A 22660-nucleotide genomic window follows, 5' to 3' on the forward strand; every position below is an offset into this window, starting at 1 on the left:
GTTACTAAAGCTATTGCAGATGATGCAACTATTTAGGCTGATTTCGACTTACTTCCCTCTATATTTCCAGTAACATTACCCTTATTTTCTTATTTCATTTATGTATATATTCGTTTTGTTCATACTATCTAGTATGATCTTTTAAAAAAAGGAGTAGGAAGATGAATATCGATATTATTGGTGACATTCATGGCTGCTATCAGGAATTTAAGGAGCTAACGAAAGAGCTAGGATATGAATGGACGGAAGGATTTCCTGATCATCCTCACGAAAGAAGGCTTGCCTTTGTTGGGGATTTAACGGATCGAGGTCCCGAGTCGTTAAAAGTGATCGAAATCGTATGGAAACTTGTGATGAAGGAAAAAAATGCCTACTATACGCCGGGGAATCATTGTAACAAGTTATATCGTTATTTTCTCGGCAATAAAGTTCAAGTGACCCATGGTTTAGAAACAACGGTAGCTGAATACGAGGAACTCAAAAGGAATGAACAGCAGCAAATTCGCAGGAAGTTTATCGAGTTATACGAAGAAAACCCGTTATATCAAGTATTAGATGATGGGAAGCTTGTCATTGCCCATGCAGGAATTCGTGCTGATTATATCGGGAAACATCACTCAAAGGTAAAGACCTTTGTTCTGTACGGGGATATAACTGGGGAGAAACATCCAGATGGCTCTCCCGTGCGGCTTGACTGGGCAAAACAATATCAAGGAAAGGCAACGATTGTTTATGGCCATACTCCAGTACGGGAGCCTCGTATTCTTAATCATACATATAACATCGATACTGGAGCGGTTTTTGGCGGCAAACTAACGGCCCTTCGATATCCAGAGATGACAATCTTTTCTGTCCCTTCTTCAATGCCATTTATCGCTGAAAAATTCAAAGAAATCGATTAAAGGAGCATAGCCATATCTTCAGGTAGGGATGATTGAAAAAATAGGGATGCTTCCCTAATCGGATGGATAAAAGATAGACTACGACAATGCAGGGCTTGGCGAGACATTTGTCCGACCACTCCTCCGTACAAATCATCTCCTATTAATGGATGACCAAGGTGAGATAGGTGGACCCTAATTTGATGTGTCCGACCTGTCTCTAGCTTAAGCCTCACATGAGCAAAGTCTTCTTGTTGCTGTAATAGCTCATAATGAGTGCAGGCATATTGTCCACCAACTTGTACTTCCCTTTCGATAATACTATCTTTTTTTCGTCCAATCGGTTCCTCTATCGTCCCTTTTTTGTGTAAAAACACGCCTGCAGCAAAGGCCTCATACGTCCTTTTGACAAGCCCCTGCTTTTGTTGCGTACTTAATAAATGATGAATATGACGATGCTTAGCCACTAATACAAGACCAGAAGTATCCCGATCGAGTCTTGTTACTATATGAACAGTGGCAGGGTGACTCATTTTCTCATAATAACCGACAATTCCATTGGCAAGACTTCCAGATGGATGATCTCTTGATGGAATCGTTACAATTCCTGCAGGTTTATTTACAATAAGGACATACTCATCCTCAAAAACAATATCCAATGGAATCTCCTCCCCTGCGAGAGATTCACTTCGATTTTCATTTGGAAACTCTACTACAAGAAGATCTCCTACTTGAAGAGGCTTACGTACCGTTACCTCTATATTATTAACAGTAATTCGTCCACCAGCAAATTTAATATCTGTTAAGGCCGCTTTCGAGATCGATTTTTCCTTTAAGAAGTCTCTTACTAGCTTCCCTTGATTCACGATGTCTATTTTCCATTGAAGGGTAAATCTGGACAATGTTAGGGCTCCTTTTCTGACAAAGAAAAAGCCTTCCAAAAGAAGACTTTCCTTAATCTGAAATAAATGAATCACGCACCCTTTTCCAAAAAGGAAAGGGTCTAAATCTTGCAAAACGAATTTTTTCATCAGCTACTCGAAACTGAATCGACTTTACGTCCTTATGAAGCAAGGTTAAATGGTCGACAGTAATCTGAAAATCTGCTCCGTTTACCGGCTTTAGCATACATGTATGGTGAGCAGGTAAAACGAGAGGAGAACCGACCGTACGGAAGACACGATTATTAATCGATGCCATTTCTGCAAGCTGAATCGCCGGAATGGAAGGGTGTAAAATTGCCCCACCTAACGCTTTATTATAGGCTGTACTTCCTGATGGAGTCGATAAACAAAGGCCATCGCCTCTAAAACGTTCAAAGTGCTGCCCCCGTATTTCTACATCCATCACTAAAGTGGCATCAACACTTTTAACTGTCGATTCATTTAAAGCTAAGTAACGATTTTCCTTCCCGCCATGGGAATAACGAATGATCACTTCAAGAAGAGGGTATTCCACAACCTGAAATGGCGTTTTCGCGATCGCGATGACAAGCTTTTCGATTTCATCTGGCAGCCAGTCTGCGTAGAACCCTAAATGGCCTGTATGTACCCCAACAAATGCTGTCTTATGTAATCTACTTTTATAGCGGTGGAATGCGTATAACAAGGTCCCATCACCACCAACAGAGATGACAATATCAGGGTTATCCTCATCATAGACGAGCTTGAAATCGAGCAAATAGGATCTCATCTTATGCATCAATGTATTTGATTTTGAATCCCCTTTTGAAGTAATGGCAAAATTCATTTTTACTGGCTCCTCTTTTGATAGGATTAGTGCTTTCACAAAGCCTTAGTCAATTTCAAGGTAATTCCAATTATTTCTTGCTTCACTTACCATCGTGCTTCAGTTCTTTTTTTCTTGTAAAAAAGGCTTGAGCGTCTTGGATTTCTCCCCGGATAAGAGACATTTCCTCATCCAATCGAAAAGCAGCCTCTGCTGCCCTTTGTAAGCGATGGAGGATATCCTCTGGAAACTGCCCTTTATATTTATAATTCAAAGAATGTTCGATCGTCGCCCAAAAATTCATCGCTAACGTACGAATTTGAATTTCAACCAGAATTTTCTTTTCACCTGAAATCATTTGAACAGGGTACCGAATTACGACATGGTAAGAACGATAGCCACTCGCTTTTTTATGGGAGATATAATTGCGTTCCTCTATGATTTCAAAGTCATTTCTTTTTCGAAGCAGTTCCACAACAGGTTCAATGTCATCAACAAATTGACACATCATTCTTAAACCTGCTATGTCTTGCATTTCGGTATCTAATTTATCTAAAGGAATCCCCTTCTGGTTCGCCTTATCAAGAATACTAGCAATGGGCTTCACTCTTCCTGTGACAAACTCAATAGGAGAATGATTTGATGTTAAGTCAAATTGCCCACGCATTCCCTTTAATTTTATTTTCAATTCGTCAACCGCTTGCTTATAGGGTGCTAAAAACTGATCCCAGTGCTTCACAGTATGTCTCACCTCATCCGATATTTTTCTACTCGGAGTGCTAAAATAGGACACTCTTGTTCTCTACTTGACGGATGAAGAATAGAAGACTTAAAAACAAGCTTCTACCTTCGTGACCATTTTTTCACCGTAGTTGCCATTCCCTTTTATATTCTCAACGAGATATTCCAATTCATCATAAAAAGAGGAAAGTTCACATTGACTAGATTCATTTGTCAAAAATACTGTGTACTTCTCATCCATGCCATTTTTTAATAAGGTCCAAATATCTTCTTTTATGCCTAAATATGTATATTCATCATCTTTTTCAAGCAAGTAAATAAAAGAAGTCTCATCTGAATCAACAAGCATTTGCCCTAAAGGCTGTAATTGTTCAATCTTAATTTCTCGTTCGACCATTAAATGAAGCTCTTTCTTATTCTTGACTGTAGCACTAACTACGTTTATTTTTTCTCTCATATCTTCAACTCCTATACAAACATATTCTATCATAAACGAAGATTTATCACATAATGGAATAAAAATGTTATTCTTGTATTACATCTGTATAGAAAGGTGAAGGTAATGTCCCAGAATATTGAAATTGAATTTAAAAATCTTTTAACATCAGCAGAATTTACCCGTTTGAAAAAGTTCTTAAACATAGACGAGTCCATGTTTGTTATGCAGGACAATCACTATTTTGATACTCCTCAATTTTTATTAAAAGAAAATGGATGTGCCTTACGGATCCGAGCGAAAAAAGGGAATTTTGAATTCACTTTAAAGGAACCACATTCAGAAGGATTGCTGGAAACGAATCAAAGTCTTAAAGCCGATGAAGCAAAGGATATACTTGAAAAGTTTCACATGATAGAAGGTCCAGTCAAAGATAGATTGGTAAGCTTAAACATTCCTTTAGAACAGCTTACATTATTTGGAACCCTCACGACTGAAAGGGCTGAAAGGGAGTTTGAGGACGGTTTAATCGTTTTAGATTATAGTACCTATTTAAATCAATTCGATTATGAGTTAGAATATGAAGTACATGATTATCAATTAGGCAAGGAACGCTTTGAAAGACTACTGAAGCATCTTCAAATTCCTCAAAGACCTACTGATAACAAGATTCGCCGCTTTTATCAAGCAAAGTTTAAAGACTAAAACGGACAATTCTTGAGGAGAATCGCTATGATGAATGTGGAACAATTAAAGATCATGCTCCAACTCCAAGCATTACAAAACTTTAATAATACGTCTTCATCCTCGTCTGGAAATTCAATTTTTCAAGAAATGATGAATGAGTTATTTATAAATAGTCAACAAAGTCTTTTAGGTGATGGAACGACTGACAGCAGTAATAGCACTTTGACTCCTTTTATGATGTCAACTTCCCTTCCACCGATTCAACTCACTAAGTTGGCACAAACAACTGGTGATAAAACGAATTTTGATGACTTGATTGAAGATGCAGCAGATAAGTATAATCTTCCTGTTGATCTGATTAAATCCGTCATTAAACAAGAGTCCAATTTCAATGCAAATGCTGTAAGTTCCGCTGGTGCTTCCGGTTTAATGCAATTAATGCCCGGAACAGCTAAGCATCTTGGCGTATCCAACGTATTTGATCCGAAAGAGAACATCCTTGGCGGAAGTAAATATTTGAGACAAATGCTCGATAAATACGATAATAATGTAGAGCTCGCGTTGGCAGCTTATAATGCCGGACCAGGCAATGTTGATAAATACGGTGGTATCCCGCCATTTAAAGAAACACAAAACTATGTAAAAAAAATCACAAGTCAATTTTTGGCTTAAGCAGACCTGTCTGAATTGCAGACAGGTTTTTCTTATGGCTAAAAACTATCCCTTCAAGCCAATTGTTTGAGATATGACAAACTCATTGTTAAAATAAAGTAAGCTTACGAAACGAATAGTACGTTGGCACCTATCCTTTTTCATTACCGTATGCTATATAATTTCCTTTATTTTGACATTAGGTAAATGATTAACAGATTAACACAGATTAATTTTGGCTAGTACAAAAGTCGTCTTCAAATAAACATAATAGGCGTGAAGCCAAAATTAAAAGGAGTTTTCACTATGGACAATATGCCTACACCTTTCGAAGCAATTGGTGAAGAAAAATTAGCTCAACTGATTGATACTTTTTACAGTCTAGTCAGTAACCATCCAGAATTAGCGCCCATTTTTCCAGTTGACTTATCTGAAACGGCTCGGAAACAAAAGCAGTTTATGACACAATTTTTAGGCGGACCACCTATATATACAGAAGAGCATGGGCATCCTATGCTTCGAGCAAGGCATATGCCATTTAAAATTACGGAGTCAAGGGCAAAAGCGTGGCTTTCTTGTATGAATGATGCCATGGACGAAGTTATTCTTGATGCTATGATTCGTGAAGCATTTTTCTCAAGACTTGTTTTAACGGCACAACATATGATTAACACCCCTGAAAAGGAAGACATGAAAGGTGAAGACTTGTGAAAGAAAAAATTTTTACAACATCCAATTCTCATCATTGTCATGGAGCCGAAAAAAAACCGATTGAAATTTATATGTTCATTGATCCATTATGTCCAGAATGTTGGGCCCTTGAACCGATTCTAAAAAAACTACAAATTGAATATGGTCGCTATTTTTCAATAAAACATGTATTAAGCGGAAGACTGGCAATGCTCAATTTAAATAAAAAGCAACATTACGAAAACATTGCGGATCTCTGGGAGAAAACAGCTACTCGTACCGGAATGTCTTGTGATGGTTCTTTATGGTTTGAGAATCCCATCTCCTCTCCACACATTGTTTCAGTTGCGATTAAGTCTGCTGAATTACAAGGAAGAAGAGCTGGAATCCGCTTTTTACGAAAAGTTCAGGAATGTCTCTTCTTAGAGAAGCAAAATATTTCTGAACTAGATGTTTTGAAGGATTGTGCACGAAAAGCTGGTTTAGATGTGGAGGAATTTATTTCTGATATCCATTCAGACAGCGCAGCAAAAGCATTCCAATGTGATTTAAAGATCACATCAGAAATGGAAGTACAGGAAATTCCCACTCTCGTATTCTTTAATGAAAATATCGAGGAAGAAGGCATTAAGATTACTGGAGTCTACCCTTATCAAGTGTATGAACAAATCCTGATTGAAATGCTTCCGTGCTCGCCAGAAAAATCATATCCTCCACCAATCGAAGACTTTTTGAAATATTTTAAGCTTGTAGCATCTAAGGAAATTGCTGTCGTTTACAGTATGACAATTCAAGATGTGGAAAAAGAAATGAAAAAACTGAAGCTAAAGCAATTAGTGGAACAGCTTCCTGCGAAGTACGGTGTCTTTTGGCGCTATGTTCCTAAATAAAATGTTGGAGAACGAAAAGACCGTGTAAACCTCATGTTTACACGGTCTTTTCCTATATAAAACGAACAAAGGGGATGGGAGAAATTTTTCACGGTCAAACAAGGGGTATGTTTGCTTGTGATTAACTTCACGATATAAATATAACATGCTTTTGCCCATTCAACAATAAGCTTGTGTCTTGTTTCACAATATTGTCAAAAACTATGTATACGACTTGCTTTTAACGAATATATTTAGTACATCGGATCGTACGAGCTATGAAATTATCATTTCAACAACATAAGGGAGTTTTCATTGTGAAAAAGGTACAAGTTCCACTCATGCTCATTTTTATCGTATTTGCCTTTTGCTTAAATATCTTTGGTCTCATGGATTTAGTATCTATCTTTATTACCGCTCCACTATTATTCGTTTCCTTGCTTATTTTTATCGTTTATTTAAACGACCGGAATCGTTTTCGCGGGTTCTAAATTATGTAAAAAGGAGATGGCCGCTCATCTAAGCGGCCATCTCCTTCTCATTATCCTAACATGCCTTCCATTTCAGTTAGCTTCTCTTCAAATACCTTTAATGCATCTTCAATCGGCTCTGAGCTTGTCATATCGACTCCAGCCTTCTTCAATACTTCGATTGGATAGTCTGAGCTTCCTGACTTTAAGAACTCGATATAGCGTTCTACTGCCGGTTGCCCTTCTTCTAGTATTTGCTTGCTTAAAGCTGTGGCAGCACTAAAGCCAGTTGCATATTGGAATACATAATAATTGTAATAGAAATGTGGAATTCTTGACCATTCTAAGCCAATTTCCTCATCAATCACCATATTTTCGCTACCGAAATATTTAACGTTTAAGTTATAGTATTCTTGCGTCAACATTTCGGCTGTTAACGGCTCATTGTTTTGCGCTTTTTGATGAATTAAATGCTCAAATTCAGCGAACATCGTTTGACGGAAGACCGTTCCTCTAAAGCCTTCTAAATAATGATTTAATAAGTATAATCGCTTCTGCTCATCATCAATCGTTTTTAATAAATAATCATTTAAAAGATTTTCGTTACAAGTGGATGCTACCTCTGCTACAAAAATCGAATAGTTTCCGTACGGGAAAGGCTGCGATTTTCTTGTATAGTAGCTATGAACAGAATGGCCAAATTCATGAGCAAGAGTAAAGAGATTGTTGACGTTATCCTGCCAGTTCATAAGAATATAAGGGTTTGTTCCATACGTACCTGAAGAATATGCTCCACTACGCTTCCCTTTATTTTCATGAACATCTACCCAGCGATTTTCAAAGCCTTCTTTAAGAACATTTAAGTAATCTTCACCTAATGGTTCAAGACCTTTTAAAATAAGATCTTTTGCTTCCTCATACGGAATCTCCATCTTTACATCTTTAACTAAAGGTGTAAATAGGTCGTACATATGAAGTTCATCTAGACCTAACACTTTCTTTCTTAGCTTTATGTAACGGTGTAGGAGCGGAAGATACTTATTAACCGTGTTAACGAGATTTTCATAGACTGCTTCTGGTATATTATTCGCCGCTAAAGACGCATGTCGAGCCGAATCATAATTTCTAATTTTCGCATTGAAATTATCCTTTTTCACCTGGCCGCTCAAGGTGCTTGAAAATGTGTTTTTGAACTTTCCATATGTTCCATATACCGCTTTAAAAGCATCTTCGCGAACACGACGATCCGTGCTTTCAAGGAATCGAATATAACGACCATGGGTCACTTCTACTTCTTCCCCATTTTCATCCTTAATGCTTGGGAATTCTAAATCGGCATTATTAAGCATGCCAAATGTATTACTAGAAGCATCCATCACTTCAGAAGCTTCTGCTAAAAGACTTTCCTGTTCCGCAGACAATACATGTGGTCGCTGTAAATTGATTTCATCTAATGCATGTTCATATAATTTAAGCTCTTCTTTTTCCTGTAAAAAGGCTTGTAACTTATCTTCCTCGATGGAAAGAAGTTCTGGAACAATATACGCCAAGGCGCTAGCTACTTGTGAATACAACGCTTTAATTCGTCCATCTAACCCTTGATAGAAGGAATTCGTTGTGTCTTGATCATAACGCATATGGGCATATGTATAGAGCTTGCTAATTCGTTCTAAAATTTGGTCTTGCTTTTGCAATGCTTCATATAAGGTATCCGCACTCTCAGCTAGCTTTCCTTGAAAGGCACTAACTCCAGGAATTAGAGCTGAAACTTCTTGAAGTTCCTTATCCCAAGCTTCATCTGTAGGAAATATATCTTCAAGTCTCCATGTATCTTCAACTTTTATTTCACTTCGTACTGGAAGTTTTTTAACTGCTGTTTCATTCGACATCGTACATCCTCCATTCGACAATTATTTCGCAATTCGAAAAATATTTTTTCTTCTTTATTCTATCTTAAGAAGAGCAATTTCACAAATAATAACTCAATGTTTCAAATTGGATGATGGTTTTCTATTAAGATGAAACTGCTGATAAAACTTCTTTTCCTCCTGCACCCATTCCTCCATATTATTCGCTATTTTCATCGATTTATCTATTTTATAGTGATGGTTTTTTACTTTCTTTAAAACCCCATTCATCGACAATTGTTCCAAGTATTCTTCTATCGCAAAAGGTAGCATATTTCGAGATATAGCGGGTAAACTTCTAGCTTTTATGTGCCCCTCTCTCAGTCTTTTTAAAATAGTCGTATAGATGTCATGAAAGTAGATTTGCGTTCCTCGTTCTTGTCCGTGAAGATGTTTGATGAAAATATAAGTTTGCCATATAAATGGGGGCGTCTCAATCGCACAGCTTCCTATTAGGGGAATTCCAACATATGGAGGTAGGTAATAAGGATTAATTGAATTTGAATAAAGTTCTGTTAAGAAATGGCTGTTAGGGGAATTTCCTAGAAGAGTTAATTTAAAGCGATACAATTCTATTGTCCAATCATGGATTGGTGTAAATTTTGGAATGGTTGGCTTCAATAAATCACTTATGTTCATTTTCTGCAATGGATTAATTGAAAAGTGACAGAAGGCCTTTCGCATGGAGAGATTATATAAATTATCCAATTGAATATATTGATTCGATTGAGGGCAATAAGCTGGAAGATAGGATTGCTTGCGGCTGTTTTCATTTAAAAATAAATAGTGGAAAGCAGTCAATGACACCTTGTCACGATGTTTTCGTTGAATATTCTTTCCACCTAAGATCCAAATCGGTTCAATCGCAATTTTTTGATATCCTTTCGTTCTCTTTCTAAAAACCTCATCAGAAATGGTCGAGCATTGAAATTCAATACAATACTGTTGCTTTTCATACTCAAAGGCGATATCTGCTCGCTGCTTAATCTCAGGAAAATAGCGTTCGAGTTCGACAGATAATCCCTGTTTCATTATCCATTCATACAGCTTTAATTTTCCTGCCATATGATAGTCTGATTCTCGTTCGTATTCTTCCGTACAACTAGAGTCTTTAAGATGAGCAAAATGGTAAATTCGCTTTTCTCCTAGTCTCAATATCACTTCTTCATCACATGTTCTACAATAAAACACCTCCTTCTCCCTTAACTTCTGCAAAAATAGTTTATTCTTTTTTTCAGCTAGTGATATTACTTCACCAGACTGGAGCTTCGCTGTTAGCACGCATATCTCCTCTCCTTTCACCCTATCATTTCTCTATTTGTTTCGGAAATCCTTCATTTTTTCAAAAAAAGAATCCCAAATATGCGGGATCCTTTCTATAGAAACGGAGACATTAGCCTTGATAATGATTCAATTAAACGATAACCGAGATGACGTTTATTGAACTCTTCCAATTTAATTAATTTAGCCTCTTTTAAATCTTTTTCAAATTCTTTCACCAGCTTTTGCGTGCTCCTTGTATGATAGAGAAAAGCATTGACCTCAAAATTCAAATGAAAACTTCTCATGTCCATATTCGAGGTTCCGATGGAAGCAATTGCATCATCGACTATCATCAGTTTACTATGCATAAATCCCTTTTCATATTGATAAATTCTTACGCCTGCTTCGAGAAGAGCGGGGAAATACGAGCGGGAGGCATGAAAAACGATCCGTTTATCCGGTTTATTTGGCATCAATAGTTTCACATCAATTCCGCTCAAAGCAGCAATCTTTATCGCACTGAAAATATCCTCATCTGGGATGAAATAAGGCGAAGCAATCCAGACTGATTTCTTTGCTGAAGTGATCATAGAAAAGAAGATGTTTTTAATGATACTGTATTCATTATCAGGGCCACCTGCGATAAGTTGAACTCCACCATGGTGATTCTCAATTAAAAGAGGAGACAAATACTCTGCTGTTAGTAAACTCTGATTGGTCATATAATACCAATCTTGCAGGAAAATGAGTTGTAAGGAGCGGACGGCTTCTCCCCTCACCCATAAATGGGTATCTCTCCAATGACCGAAGTGCTTGTTTCTCCCTAAGTATTCATCACCAATATTAAGACCACCTACAAACCCTATACTTCCATCAATGACAATAATCTTTCGGTGATTACGAAAATTAAACTTATTGTTCAATACCGGAATCCGAACTGGACCGAAGGGAATGATTTCAACGCCTGCTGCACGCATTTCCTTTATGTAGCTTTTTGATAACATCCAAGAACCGACTGCATCGTAAAGAAAACGAACCTTCACACCCTCTTGAACTTTCGTAATTAAGATATCCTTTATCTTTTCGCCGATATGGTCATTACGAACAATATAATATTCAAGATGAATATGGTGGTTCGCCTCCTTCAAAGCATGGATGATCTCTCTGAAGGTCTCTTCGCCATTTGTTAATATTTTTGTTTCTGTTCGAAAGGAAATCGGACTATTCCCTAATTTATGAGCGAGAAAGAAGAGCTTCCTTTCATCTGGTGCCATTTCTTCCACTCTTTCAACAATCGAATAATCAATATCTCCCTCAATTTTAAGAAAGGTCTGTTTATCAAGTAAGTACTTTTTCCGAAACATTTTCTCCTTTCTGTGGTTTCTCCCAAACAATAAATAAAAAATAAATCCGATAAGCGGAAAACTACCTAACACCACTAACCAAGTTAAGGTTTGACTTGGATGACGATTTTCTAAAAAGATGACAAAGCCAATGAAAATGACAGAAAGAGTCGTAATAATACTAATATAGCCTAACAGTCCCCCTTCAATATGATCACGGAATACATAATAAAGTATGGATAGAATACATAGAAAAAAGAGGACTCTTACCGTATTTTTCAAGTACCTTCACCTCCAAACGGACTTCACCCTTTTCACTCTAGCCTTTATTACTGTTGGCTTGGGCTTTGGATTAAAAAGTGAAGGGGCAAAAGGTAAAAAAATACCGATCTCATAACTGAAATCGGCAGTAGTTAATTAAAATACTTACGTAATTCTGCAAAAACATCTTCTGAAATGATTAACTTTCCATATTCTTCAACCCGATGGAAGGTAACCTGAGTTTCCACTCCATACTCTAGGAGCATGCTCAAGCTATCATCGACTTCGTCCTCTTCAAACTCATCCTCGTGAAATTCAACGTATAGATAATATTTCCCTTTAAAAGAATAAAGTTTAGTAACGACTTCATCGAGAATGTTACGATTTGCTAAGGCGATCAAATCCTCAAAATCATTGAAGGCAATTAAGAACTCTAATGTGCCGTCGAAGTTATCATCAACCTCAGCACTTTTTGTTGTAAAATGTTGATCGAGTAATTCTTCGATTCTATCGTCAACCGGAAGATCCTTCAGTTTATCCTCTGGAATCGGGAGTTCAAATTTCTGTCCATCTTTAGAGACTTGTGCTTTTGTCACAAGAACTTCAAGTCCTTTATCTAATGCTTGTACTTGAATCCAAAGGGGGCCTTCAATCATGAATTCTTCCTCTTGATGGACTTCATCCATCATTTCCCAGAACAACTCTTCACTTCGTTCCCGGTTATACCAAATTTCTTCACGGTCAAAACCGCGTTCTTCTATATCAAGGTATGAAATATAAAACTTAACTGTATGATCATTGATCCGTTCTATTTCCATCAAGTAACCTCTCCCTTCTTGCATTATTGGAAGGGAATCTATACCCCCATGCAGAAACATGTTACCCTTTATCCATCGAATGAAATTGTTACCTTGTACTTATATTTTATGATAAAAAGAAGATAAAGGGAAATAAAATGTGATGGATTTCTAAAAACCATTATATGCCTAGTTTTACTCAAATAATCAATAAGAAACCTTATTTGTTGTATCTTAACAAAAAAATTCGTTCCTCACAATGATTTAAGCTTGTTATTACTATCGCAAGAAGCACTGTTCGCAATATTGTTGATTTTTAGAAATAATTGGATGTTTCATATTCCTTTCATTATTAGCAACAATAGATTTTTATAAAAATAATGTATAAAAAAACCTTCGATACCGATGATCGAAGGTTAATTGTTAGTTAACAAGTCGTCTAGCCTCTTGAAGTTGAAATGTACGCACCTTTCTAGGTAGAAAACGGCGAATTTCATCCTCATTGTACCCCACTTGAAGACGCTTTTCGTCTATAATAATAGGACGTCTTAATAAACCTGGGTTATCCTTAATGAGCTCCAATAAATTTTGTAGTGGCATTGTTTCCAAATTCACATTTAATTTTTGGAATGTTTTAGATCTAGTTGAAATGATTTCATCTGTTCCATCCTCTGTCATACGAAGAATTTCTTTAATTTCTTCGATCGTCAAAGGTTCGGAAAAAACATTACGCTCCGTGTAAGGAATTTCATGCTCTTCAAGCCAAGCCTTTGCTTTACGGCAAGATGTGCAACTAGGTGAAGTGTATAATGTAACCATTTTAATTCACACTCCTTCAGATTCGACAAAATCGAAAAATCTATATTAGATTCATTCTCATTTGAGTACTAAATTAAAATTACTATAAATAAGTAATTTCTATTATCTTATTATACACCAATTTTGACTAAAAAGGTATAGTTTTTTGCGGAAAACTAAGAATGTATTTTGAACTAAAGCCCGTTTTATAGCACTCTATATATAAGACGTATGAGTTGCTGAAAAGTTTCATTTTTTTTGCGATATCATATAATAAATTTCTAGAAATTCCTTCACCTGTTTCATTCTTCATAGCCAATTCTCAATTAAATACAAAAAATGAAAAAGAATTTGTTTAAAGACCCCTTAATAGATCTTCTCGATCGTTATCGTCCTGAAAAGTTAATACTTCCTCCACCGGTTGATAAGATGAACCATAAATTTCCTTATCTTTATAAGTATGGATCAACTCATACGTTTTTCGCATCGCTTCATAAATCACCTCTTCACTTTCATCATTTGGAGACCAATACAAAATTTCCATTTGGTTTATTTCTTTCGTCGCTAGCGATCTTCTCCGATATCCAATCGCTTGAGCATGTTGAAATCCTTCTCTTTTATAAAAACGCAACCGCTTCTCAGAATCACTATCTTCATAATCTACAGGCTCCACTTCAAGAATAATCGGTTTCCCCTTATTTTTTAGCTTTTCTAAAAGTTTATGTCCAAGCCCTTGTCCACGGGCATCCTTTGAAACGAATAAATAATCGATAAACACGAAATAATCAAACTCAGCATACATTAGAACATGTAGAGGACTCTCATCCTTGTGATAAACCTCTGAACGTTCTTTCAATAACGTCTCCATATGTTCCTTTGATTTCATTTCCTCAATAGGAAAGTACTGATTCAGCTTTTCATACCAATGCATGGTTCATCTCCTTTTTTCGTACACAATAAATTATTTCCCTTACCACCTTTCCCTATTATTTTTCCAATAAACCTTTTTTATTAAGTAATTATGGAAATTTCTCTTTTCATCGATATGAACTTCTTTTAAAATGAAGGTAGGAGATATCACTGTTTATTTATTGATAAATTGTGAAATAAATACTGGGGGTTTATCATGCCTGGATACATAATGGACTTAACAATTGTTGCAGTTCTCATTATTGGAATCACAGCGTTGATGGGTGTTATATTAAATGGAATCGGTACCAAAATCTTTGGTGGTAAAAATAAGTCGGAGTTCGTTGATAAATCAGAAAAAATTCAAACTGGCTGGAGAAGTGTCGGTGGATTTAAGAAATAAACTGAAGGCTACTCTGCCTTCAGTTTTTTTCGTTTAAAAAACAATTCGAGTTTATCCTCATAAGCTGAGCTCTCTATGGGGACAAACTTTCTTATTCGGTTGCTCGACTTTGTCCTCATAAACCTTTTATGAGGACATTCTTTCTTATTCTTTGCTCGACTTTGTCCTCATGAACCCTCTATGGGGACAATCTTTCCTATTCAGCTTCTCGACTTTGTCCTCATGAACCCTTTATGGGGACAATCTTTCCTATTCAGCTTCTTGACTTTGTCCTCATGAACCCTCTATGAGGACATTCTTTCCTATTCTACGGCTCCTCTTTGTCCTCATAAGCACTTCATGAAACACACCATCACTTATTTCCTCCTCCAAGCGCTCATAAAAAAAGAGCACCCATCATAATGGATACTCTTTCACTTCGCCGGCAACGTCCTACTCTCACAAGGGGACAGCCCTGATTTCAACTATTTGGTGTGTAATCTACATTTTCGCTATAACTATTCCCTGCATTCCATAACAGGAACTCCGTTATCCCTTGGTCATTTAAAGCCTTAATCTGAGCTTCAACCTCAGCCTTTCCGTATTTCTTATAATTCCCTTTTCCTAACCAAGTTGCTGTAAAATCTTGAAGCCACGGTCTAGATATCGGTGGATTTTCAACCTTAGAAAGAATATTAGATTCCACCTTCGCATATTCAGATACTAGTTTATATGGTTCTAAATCAGGCTTACTAATACCAAAATACGCAGTCCAATGGCTTGGATAAATCATTGATGAAATAACGTCAATATGTTCAACAATTTTAGAAAAGTTTTGTCCAATTCCCGGTGCCTCTGGCAATGTAGCGGTGTAACCAAATATATCAACGGACACTCTTACTCCATATGGCTCAAGTTTTTCTTTTGCATAGGCGACAAAATCAGTTACCGCTTGTACTCGTTTTTGCGTATTATCAAGATCTAACTTTTCATAATCTCCTATTGAATACTTCAATGATTTATCTCTCGTTTCAAATCCTTCAGGGAAACGCACATAATCAAATTGGATTTCTTGGAAGCCCATTTTTGCTGCTTCGATAGCAATTCCCACATTATAATCCCATACTTCTTTTAAAAATGGATTAACAAAGGATTCACCACGTCCGTTCGTCCACACCTCAGAGCCTTTTCTGAAAGATAACTCTGGCTTTTCCTTTGCTAAAGCTGTGTCTTTGAAGACGACAATGCGAGCAATCGGATAAACCTGCTTTTCCTCCAATGTTTTAAGCATTTGCATTGGGTTTTTAATATAGGGTTTTCCTATTTTTTTATAAGATGATGAATCATCTGGAATATAGGTAAGATGTCCCCAGTCATCCTTTATATCGATCACCATTGAGTTCAAATCGGTTTGTTCAGTAAGATTCACCAATTGATTAAATTTTTCGCCCCCAGCAGAATGACCAGTCACATAAATGCCTCTGACCGCATCTGGATACTCAAAATGGTAACCACTGTCGAATTCGAAGCGTTTCATTTGCTCAGGTAAATTTTTCACTAACGACACATGTTCGCGCATAGATTGATACTTTGGAACATGCTCAATTTTCTCTTTTGCCATTGGACCACTACTTCCAATAAAAAAGACAAATACGGTTAAAACAAAAATAGTACGAAGAAATTTCATTATTATCCCCTTTTCCTCGCTGACTTTGTCGTAAAGTTAGGAGTTCTCATTCTATTCTTATTTTACCGCTTTTCTTGGACTAGATCATCTGACTTTTTTCATTTTTGTATATTTTTCGAACAGAATGGACACTCTCTAAGAGCTAAATAACTCACTTAACGGCTTAAAAAGTGGGATTGCTTACATTCTTATTTTAAGTAAAATCAAGTCATTTTAACGTGGTTGTTTTCCCTTCGATTGTTTGTTTTTGTCAAATTGCAGAAAAATATTGCTTTCCACTCTATCCGTTTACTATTAAAAGGTGGAATCAACTTACACCATTTTTCCATGTAATAAAAAACGATCTCAAATAGTTGAGATCGTTTTTTATTAATTAGCATATTGAGCTTTGTATTGTTCAAATTCCTTTAATGAACATTGGACAAAGTGCCCAGGCTTCACTTCACGGAATTGGACGTCATCTTGTTCTGTATATTGATGAACTTTCGGATTATAGGTTTTACGCTTACGGTTACGTTCATAATTCGGATCTGGTAATGGAATCGCAGACAATAACGATTGTGTATAAGGGTGAATCGGGTTGTTATATAGATCATTTGCTGGAGCTAACTCCACCAATTTACCAAAATACATAACCCCAATTCGATCGCTAATGTATTTTACCATTGACAGATCGTGTGCAATAAATAAATACGTTAACCCTTTTTCCTTTTGGAGCTTTCTCATTAGATTGACAACTTGCGCTTGAATCGATACATCAAGGGCAGAAATCGGCTCATCAGCAATAATGAATTCCGGTTCTACTGCAAGGGCACGAGCAATACCGATACGTTGTCTTTGACCACCTGAGAATTCATGCGGGTATCGATTTGCATGCTCCTTATTCAAACCAACTGTTTCTAATAATTCCACTACACGGTTCATGCGTTCCTCTTTTGTTTTTGCAAGTCCATGAATATCAATACCTTCCGCAATGATATCAGATACCTTCATTCTCGGATTTAAAGAGGCTTGTGGATCTTGGAAAATCATTTGCATATTACGGTTGAATTCCTTCAACTCTGCTTTTGACTTTTTCCCATGAACATTCACTCCGTTGAAAATAACTTCTCCATCAGTCGCATCATACAGACGAATAATCGTTCTACCTGTAGTCGATTTTCCACAACCGGACTCTCCAACTAAGCCTAATGTTTCACCTTTGTATATATCAAAAGAAATATCGTTAACCGCTCTTACTTCATTTGCTTTTCCAATATTGAAGTATTGCTTTAAATTTTTGATTTCGACCAATTTTTCTGTTGTCGCCATTTAGTTTCCCTCCTTCATTTCAAGGAATTCCCGCTGACGTCGTTGTACAGCTGCAGGAGGCTCAAACCTAGGAGCATCTGGATGCAATAACCAAGTAGCAGCATAATGTGTATCCGATACCTTGAACATTGGTGGCTGCTCTTCCAAATCAATTTTCATGGCGTATGCATTACGTGGTGCAAATGCATCACCTTTTGGTGGATGAAGTAAATCTGGTGGCGTACCAGGGATTGCGTATAGCTCTTCCTCCTCGGTATCAAGTGTTGGCATGGAGCTAATTAGTCCCCAAGTATATGGATGTTGCGGATTATAAAACACCTCATCAACAGTCCCAATTTCAACAATCTTTCCACCATACATAACAGCCACGCGGTCAGCAACATTTGCTACAACCCCAAGATCATGGGTTATAAAAATAATTGATGTATCAATCTTTTTCTGTAATTCCTTCATTAATTCAAGGATTTGTGCTTGAATCGTTACATCAAGTGCTGTTGTTGGTTCATCAGCAATCAAGACTTTTGGATTACAAGCAAGAGCGATTGCAATAACGACGCGCTGACGCATTCCACCTGAGAATTGATGCGGATATTGTTCAAAACGCTCTTCTGGATTAGGAATTCCAACTAGATCTAATATTTCAATTGCTCTTTTTTTCGCAGCCGCTTTACTAAGCTTTTGGTGTTTGACAATCGGCTCAATGATTTGATTGCCAATTTTCATCGTTGGATTTAATGATGTCATTGGATCTTGGAAGATCATTGAAATGTCTTTTCCACGTACCTTCTGCATCGATTTGTCAGAAAGCTTAGTGAGATCTTTGCCTTCAAAAAGAATTTCGCCTTCTTTTATTTTAGAGTTTGATTCCGGCAATAAACGCATGATCGCTTTTGTCGTTACCGATTTTCCTGAGCCTGACTCTCCAACAATCGCCAAAGTCTCCCCTTTGTGTAAATCAAAATTGACTCCACGGATTGCCTGTACCTCTCCAGCAAAGGTATGGAATGAGATATGCAAATCCTTCACTTCTAGTACCTTTTTCATTTTCTTTCACCTACCTTTTCTAATCACGCATTTTCGGATCTAACGCATCACGTAAACCGTCAGCAACTAAATTGAAACAAACCATGATTAAACTGATGACAATCGCTGGTATCACCATTTGATACGGATAAAGCTGTAACACCTTAAATCCATCATCTATTAATGTTCCTAAAGAAGCATGCGGTGCTTGTAATCCTAAACCAATAAAGCTTAAAAATGCTTCAAAGAAAATCGCATTTGGTATCGTAAACATTGTATTAATGATGATTACACCCGCTAGGTTCGGGATCAGATGCTTACTAATAATTTTTCCATTGGAAAGCCCTAACGTACGTGCCGCCAAAATATATTCCTGGTTTTTTAGCTTTAGTACTTGGGCACGCACCACCCGGGCCATTCCGACCCATCCGGTAATCGTTAAAGCGATCGTAATCGAAAGAATACCAGGGTCAAGTACGATAATCATCAGAATAACAACGACTAAGTTTGGAATTCCAACTAAAATTTCCGTAATACGCTGCATGACATTATCGGTTCTTCCACCAACAAATCCTGAGATGGCCCCGTAAATGACACCAATCACCATATCAATCGCCGCTGCTAGGAAAGCAATGTATAAAGAAACTTGTGTCCCTTTCCATAAACGGGTGAAGATGTCACGACCAAGACTGTCTGTTCCTAGCCAATAATAGGCATCAACTTGCTTTACTTCATACGCATTATACTTATCCCCATTTTTTCTCTCTAATTCACCATCGAATGGTAACCAGCTTACGTTTTCCAAAACTGGAACACGAGGGGGTAAGTTGTTATGCTTAATATTTTGTGCATCATAAGTATGTCCATTTAAATGCGGACCGACTAAAGCCATAATTGTTAAGATCGCTAAAATAATCATGCTCACGATCGCGCCTTTATTTTTCTTCACTCTTAGCCAAGCATCCTGCCAATAGTTTAGACTTGGCTTAGAAATTACTTCACTTTTCGTCGCATCCATTTCAACGGGTGAAAACATTTCTTTTGCAATTTTTTCTTGCGCCATTACTTTTTCCCTCCCGCTAAACGAATTCGCGGATCAATCACACCATAAAGGAGATCTACGATTAAAATAACTGCAACGAATAAAGCAGCAAATAATAAAGTAGTACCCATAATGACTGGGTAATCATTTACTTGAATCGATTTAACGAACTGTTCACCTATACCAGGGATCCCAAAGATTTTTTCAATGACAAGTGATCCTGTCATTAAGCTAACAACCAATGGTCCTAAAACAGTAACAACTGGAATGAGTGCGTTTCGAAGAGCATGTTTAAAGGCTATTTCAAACCAGCTCGCTCCTTTGGCTTTCGCTAACATAATATAATCAGACTCTAATACTTCAATCATTTCCGTTCTCACAAATCGTGCAGCAGTTGCAAGCGGGAACATTGAAAGTGCAATTGTTGGCAATACGGTATACTCTGGACCACGCCAAAACGCAACCGGGAACCAGCCAAGTTTAACTGCAAGGTAATATTGAAGCAATCCTGCAAATACAAAAGATGGGATTGATTTTCCGAGCACAGCGATAAAGGTTGAACCGTAGTCAAGCCACGTATTTTGATATAAAGCTGCAATTACCCCTAATATGATACCTAACACTGTTCCTACAATCATGGCTTGTAATCCAAGCGTAGCTGAAGGCGCAACACTATTCATTAAAATATCTGTTACCCCTACATTGTTAAATTGAAAGGAAACACCTAAATCTCCTTTTAAAAGGTTCAGCATATAGGTCGCATATTGAACCGGCACTGGCTCATTTAAGCCGTACTTATCGATCATAATGCTTAGCTGTGTATCAGACAGTTTGTCCGCATTAGCGAAAGGCGTACCCGGAATAATTTTCATGAGGAAAAAGGTAAACGAGGCAATTAAAAATAGAGTTATCACCATGTAAATAATACGTTGAATTAAATATTTCGCCATCTTGTGCACCCCCTAATATTTCAAAATCTCAAAAAAATTTGATAGTTTTCACGCAAAGGGAAAAGAGAGTATATTGAAGAACAATATACTCTCTTTTTACAACAATCTAAAATATTGTTATAAATCTCCTATTATTTAACTGAAGTCCACTTAAAGCTGTACTCAGGTCCTACTAAGTGATAAGTAAAGTTTTCTACTTTTTCACCGACAAGGAGGTTAGAAGAACGTTGATAAAGTGGTGCAATTGCTGCATCCTCTTCAAGAAGAATTCTTTCAGCCTCTGCTAGAGCTTCATAACGTTCAACTGGAGAAAGAGCTAAAGTAGTTTGTGCTTCTTTAATTAAGTTATCGTACTGTTCATTGCCGTAATCCATATTGTTGTTCCCGCCACCAGTTAACCATAAATCAGAGAATGTCATTGGGTCTAAATAGTCAGGTCCCCAACCAGCCATCTGAAGATCATAGTCTTGCTTGTTTTGGCGTTCTAGACGTACGCTGAAAGGTACAGCCTCAACTTTCACTGTCATACCTGGAAGATTTGTTTCTAATTGGCTCTTAACATATTCAGCTGATTTCTTAGCTGTTTCTGTATCATCTGTTAAATAGCGAACTTCAACAGTATCTGTACCAAGTTCAGCTAAACCAGTTTCCCAAGCTTTTTTTGCCTCTTCTAAATCGTAAGGCAATAACTCGTTTCCGTTAATGGCACGGAAATCTTCGCCAGTTTCATCATTCGTTACAAATTCATTTGGAACAGCATAGTTTGCAACGATTGAACCGTTGTTTAATACACCATCTACAAAGTCTTGTTTGTTAATCCCTTGAGCAATTGCTTTACGGATATTTACATTTTTTAAAGCAGGATTATCTTTTTGGTTCATTTTCAACCAGAAAATCGTTGGCTCTAACCATTTTACTAATCTTTCGTCTCCCTCATATTGAGGTACTACATCAGATGAAAGCTTACCAGTAATATCAGTTTCACCAGTTTCGAATAAGTTTGCTGCTGTTTGAGAGTCTTTAATGACGTTCCATGCAACCTTTTCTAATTTAACTGTATCTGCATCCCAATATTCAGTATTTTTCACATATTCCCAGTCAGAATCTGTGCTTCCATCCCAATCAGAAAGAGCGAAAGGACCATTGTATAATACTGAATCAGCTGTTAAGCCATAGTTTTCACCTTGTTCTTCAACAAACTTTTGATTTTGTGGATAGAACGTTGGAAATGCCATTAATGATTTAAAATAAGGAATTGGTCTTTCTAAAGTTACTTCAAGAGTTTTTTCATCTACAGCTTTTACACCGAGAGTTGAAAGGTCATACTCTTTCTTTTCAGCTGCTGCTGCAGTGATTTCAGAAGCTCCTTTAATTTTTCCATCCATCATATATGGACCATAAGCAGATGCAACCTCTGGGTCAATCGCACGTTGCCAAGCATAGACAAAATCATGTGCAGTAACAGGGTCACCGTTAGACCATTTTGCATCTTTTAATTTGAAAGTATAAACTGTGCCATCTTCACTCACTTCAGGATCACCGTCTGCCACACCTTCTACAACCTCTTGGTTTGGATCAAGACGATATAAACCTTCGTTTACATTGTTTAATGTTGTAAAACTAACCGTATCTTCAGCCATTACACTATCCATAGATGGAATAGCTGTTGACTCCAACATACTAAGTTCTTGTGTTGCAGAAGTTTCATCTGCACCCTTTTCATTATCTTTACCAGCATTATCTCCGCCACCGCAAGCTGCTAAAAATGTGCTAACTGCGAGTACTAAAGATAAAAGTAGAAAAAATTTCGACTTTTTCACTAGTATACCTCCCC

General features: G+C 37.1%; 23 protein-coding genes. 7 read left to right on the forward strand and 16 right to left on the reverse strand.

Going from position 1 to position 22660, the window contains the following annotated elements; translation table 11 throughout:
* Positions 1-161: 161 nt before the first annotated feature.
* Positions 162-902, forward strand: coding sequence for a bis(5'-nucleosyl)-tetraphosphatase PrpE (gene prpE / locus AA0X71_RS16620; protein ID WP_413356424.1), 741 nt, complete (start codon positions 162-164; stop codon positions 900-902).
* Here prpE and AA0X71_RS16625 read toward each other — a convergent pair.
* The 4 genes from AA0X71_RS16625 to AA0X71_RS16640 form a co-directional block, all read right to left on the reverse strand.
* A complete protein-coding gene (locus AA0X71_RS16625) occupies positions 899-1783 on the reverse strand; it encodes an RluA family pseudouridine synthase (protein WP_413356425.1) in 885 nt (294 codons plus the stop codon). The two genes, prpE and AA0X71_RS16625, sit on opposite strands and share 4 nt — an antisense overlap.
* A gap of 52 nt (positions 1784-1835) precedes the next feature.
* Positions 1836-2630, reverse strand: coding sequence for an NAD kinase (locus AA0X71_RS16630; protein WP_019153218.1), 795 nt, complete (start codon positions 2628-2630; stop codon positions 1836-1838).
* An 82-nt stretch (positions 2631-2712) separates the two neighbouring features.
* On the reverse strand, positions 2713-3348 hold the full coding sequence (locus tag AA0X71_RS16635) for a GTP pyrophosphokinase family protein (RefSeq protein WP_413356426.1): 636 nt from the start codon (positions 3346-3348) through the stop codon (positions 2713-2715).
* Positions 3349-3438: 90 nt separating this feature from the next.
* Positions 3439-3807, reverse strand: coding sequence for a hypothetical protein (locus tag AA0X71_RS16640; RefSeq protein ID WP_413356427.1), 369 nt, complete (start codon positions 3805-3807; stop codon positions 3439-3441).
* Positions 3808-3912: 105 nt separating this feature from the next.
* Here AA0X71_RS16640 and AA0X71_RS16645 point away from each other — a divergent pair, with 105 nt between their 5' ends.
* The 5 genes from AA0X71_RS16645 (at position 3913) to AA0X71_RS16665 (ending at position 7174) form a co-directional block, all read left to right on the forward strand.
* Complete coding sequence (locus AA0X71_RS16645; protein ID WP_413356428.1) at positions 3913-4491, forward strand: CYTH domain-containing protein; 579 nt, start codon at positions 3913-3915, stop codon at positions 4489-4491.
* A 30-nt stretch (positions 4492-4521) separates the two neighbouring features.
* Positions 4522-5145, forward strand: a complete 624-nt coding sequence (locus AA0X71_RS16650) for a lytic transglycosylase domain-containing protein (protein WP_413362647.1) — start codon at positions 4522-4524, stop codon at positions 5143-5145.
* 285 nt (positions 5146-5430) lie between these two features.
* Positions 5431-5835, forward strand: coding sequence for a globin (locus AA0X71_RS16655; RefSeq protein WP_413356429.1), 405 nt, complete (start codon positions 5431-5433; stop codon positions 5833-5835).
* A complete protein-coding gene (locus tag AA0X71_RS16660) occupies positions 5832-6704 on the forward strand; it encodes a ClpXP adapter SpxH family protein (RefSeq protein WP_413356430.1) in 873 nt (290 codons plus the stop codon). Before AA0X71_RS16655 ends, AA0X71_RS16660 begins: the two co-directional genes overlap by 4 nt.
* Positions 6705-7000: 296 nt before the next feature.
* Complete coding sequence (locus tag AA0X71_RS16665; protein ID WP_413356431.1) at positions 7001-7174, forward strand: hypothetical protein; 174 nt, start codon at positions 7001-7003, stop codon at positions 7172-7174.
* A gap of 50 nt (positions 7175-7224) precedes the next feature.
* On the opposite strand, the gene pepF is transcribed toward AA0X71_RS16665, so the two are convergent.
* The 6 genes from pepF to AA0X71_RS16695 all read right to left on the reverse strand — a co-directional run bounded on the left by pepF (position 7225) and on the right by AA0X71_RS16695 (position 14453).
* Positions 7225-9042 carry an oligoendopeptidase F gene (gene pepF / locus AA0X71_RS16670; RefSeq protein WP_413356432.1) on the reverse strand — a complete coding sequence of 606 codons (1818 nt, stop codon included), beginning with the start codon at positions 9040-9042 and terminating at the stop codon, positions 7225-7227.
* A gap of 93 nt (positions 9043-9135) precedes the next feature.
* Positions 9136-10341 carry a competence protein CoiA gene (locus AA0X71_RS16675; RefSeq protein ID WP_413356433.1) on the reverse strand — a complete coding sequence of 402 codons (1206 nt, stop codon included), beginning with the start codon at positions 10339-10341 and terminating at the stop codon, positions 9136-9138.
* A 95-nt stretch (positions 10342-10436) separates the two neighbouring features.
* Positions 10437-11948: a cardiolipin synthase gene (cls, locus tag AA0X71_RS16680; RefSeq protein WP_413356434.1), complete on the reverse strand. Its 1512-nt coding sequence runs from the start codon at positions 11946-11948 to the stop codon at positions 10437-10439.
* A gap of 131 nt (positions 11949-12079) precedes the next feature.
* Positions 12080-12745: an adaptor protein MecA gene (gene mecA / locus AA0X71_RS16685; RefSeq protein WP_413356435.1), complete on the reverse strand. Its 666-nt coding sequence runs from the start codon at positions 12743-12745 to the stop codon at positions 12080-12082.
* A 402-nt stretch (positions 12746-13147) separates the two neighbouring features.
* Complete coding sequence (gene spxA, locus AA0X71_RS16690; protein WP_019153230.1) at positions 13148-13543, reverse strand: transcriptional regulator SpxA; 396 nt, start codon at positions 13541-13543, stop codon at positions 13148-13150.
* Between the two features lie 334 nt (positions 13544-13877).
* Positions 13878-14453: a GNAT family N-acetyltransferase gene (locus AA0X71_RS16695; protein ID WP_413356436.1), complete on the reverse strand. Its 576-nt coding sequence runs from the start codon at positions 14451-14453 to the stop codon at positions 13878-13880.
* Between the two features lie 195 nt (positions 14454-14648).
* Here AA0X71_RS16695 and AA0X71_RS16700 point away from each other — a divergent pair, with 195 nt between their 5' ends.
* Complete coding sequence (locus AA0X71_RS16700; RefSeq protein WP_413356437.1) at positions 14649-14834, forward strand: hypothetical protein; 186 nt, start codon at positions 14649-14651, stop codon at positions 14832-14834.
* A gap of 460 nt (positions 14835-15294) precedes the next feature.
* Here the strand turns inward: AA0X71_RS16700 and AA0X71_RS16705 are convergent, their stop codons facing one another.
* The 6 genes from AA0X71_RS16705 to AA0X71_RS16730 all read right to left on the reverse strand — a co-directional run bounded on the left by AA0X71_RS16705 (position 15295) and on the right by AA0X71_RS16730 (position 22646).
* Positions 15295-16500: a putative glycoside hydrolase gene (locus AA0X71_RS16705; RefSeq protein WP_413356438.1), complete on the reverse strand. Its 1206-nt coding sequence runs from the start codon at positions 16498-16500 to the stop codon at positions 15295-15297.
* Positions 16501-16869: 369 nt separating this feature from the next.
* Positions 16870-17811, reverse strand: coding sequence for an ABC transporter ATP-binding protein (locus AA0X71_RS16710; RefSeq protein ID WP_413356439.1), 942 nt, complete (start codon positions 17809-17811; stop codon positions 16870-16872).
* Positions 17812-18855, reverse strand: a complete 1044-nt coding sequence (locus AA0X71_RS16715) for an ABC transporter ATP-binding protein (RefSeq protein ID WP_413356440.1) — start codon at positions 18853-18855, stop codon at positions 17812-17814.
* 19 nt (positions 18856-18874) lie between these two features.
* Positions 18875-19897, reverse strand: a complete 1023-nt coding sequence (gene opp3C, locus AA0X71_RS16720; RefSeq protein ID WP_413356441.1) for an oligopeptide ABC transporter permease — start codon at positions 19895-19897, stop codon at positions 18875-18877.
* A complete protein-coding gene (gene opp3b, locus AA0X71_RS16725; RefSeq protein WP_413356442.1) occupies positions 19897-20826 on the reverse strand; it encodes an oligopeptide ABC transporter permease in 930 nt (309 codons plus the stop codon). Before opp3b ends, opp3C begins: the two co-directional genes overlap by 1 nt.
* Positions 20827-20957: 131 nt before the next feature.
* Positions 20958-22646, reverse strand: a complete 1689-nt coding sequence (locus AA0X71_RS16730) for a peptide ABC transporter substrate-binding protein (RefSeq protein ID WP_413356443.1) — start codon at positions 22644-22646, stop codon at positions 20958-20960.
* Positions 22647-22660: the final 14 nt, after the last annotated feature.

The sequence above is a fragment of the Robertmurraya phoenicis genome, assembly GCF_047302285.1.
Taxonomy (GTDB): domain Bacteria; phylum Bacillota; class Bacilli; order Bacillales; family Cytobacillaceae; genus Robertmurraya.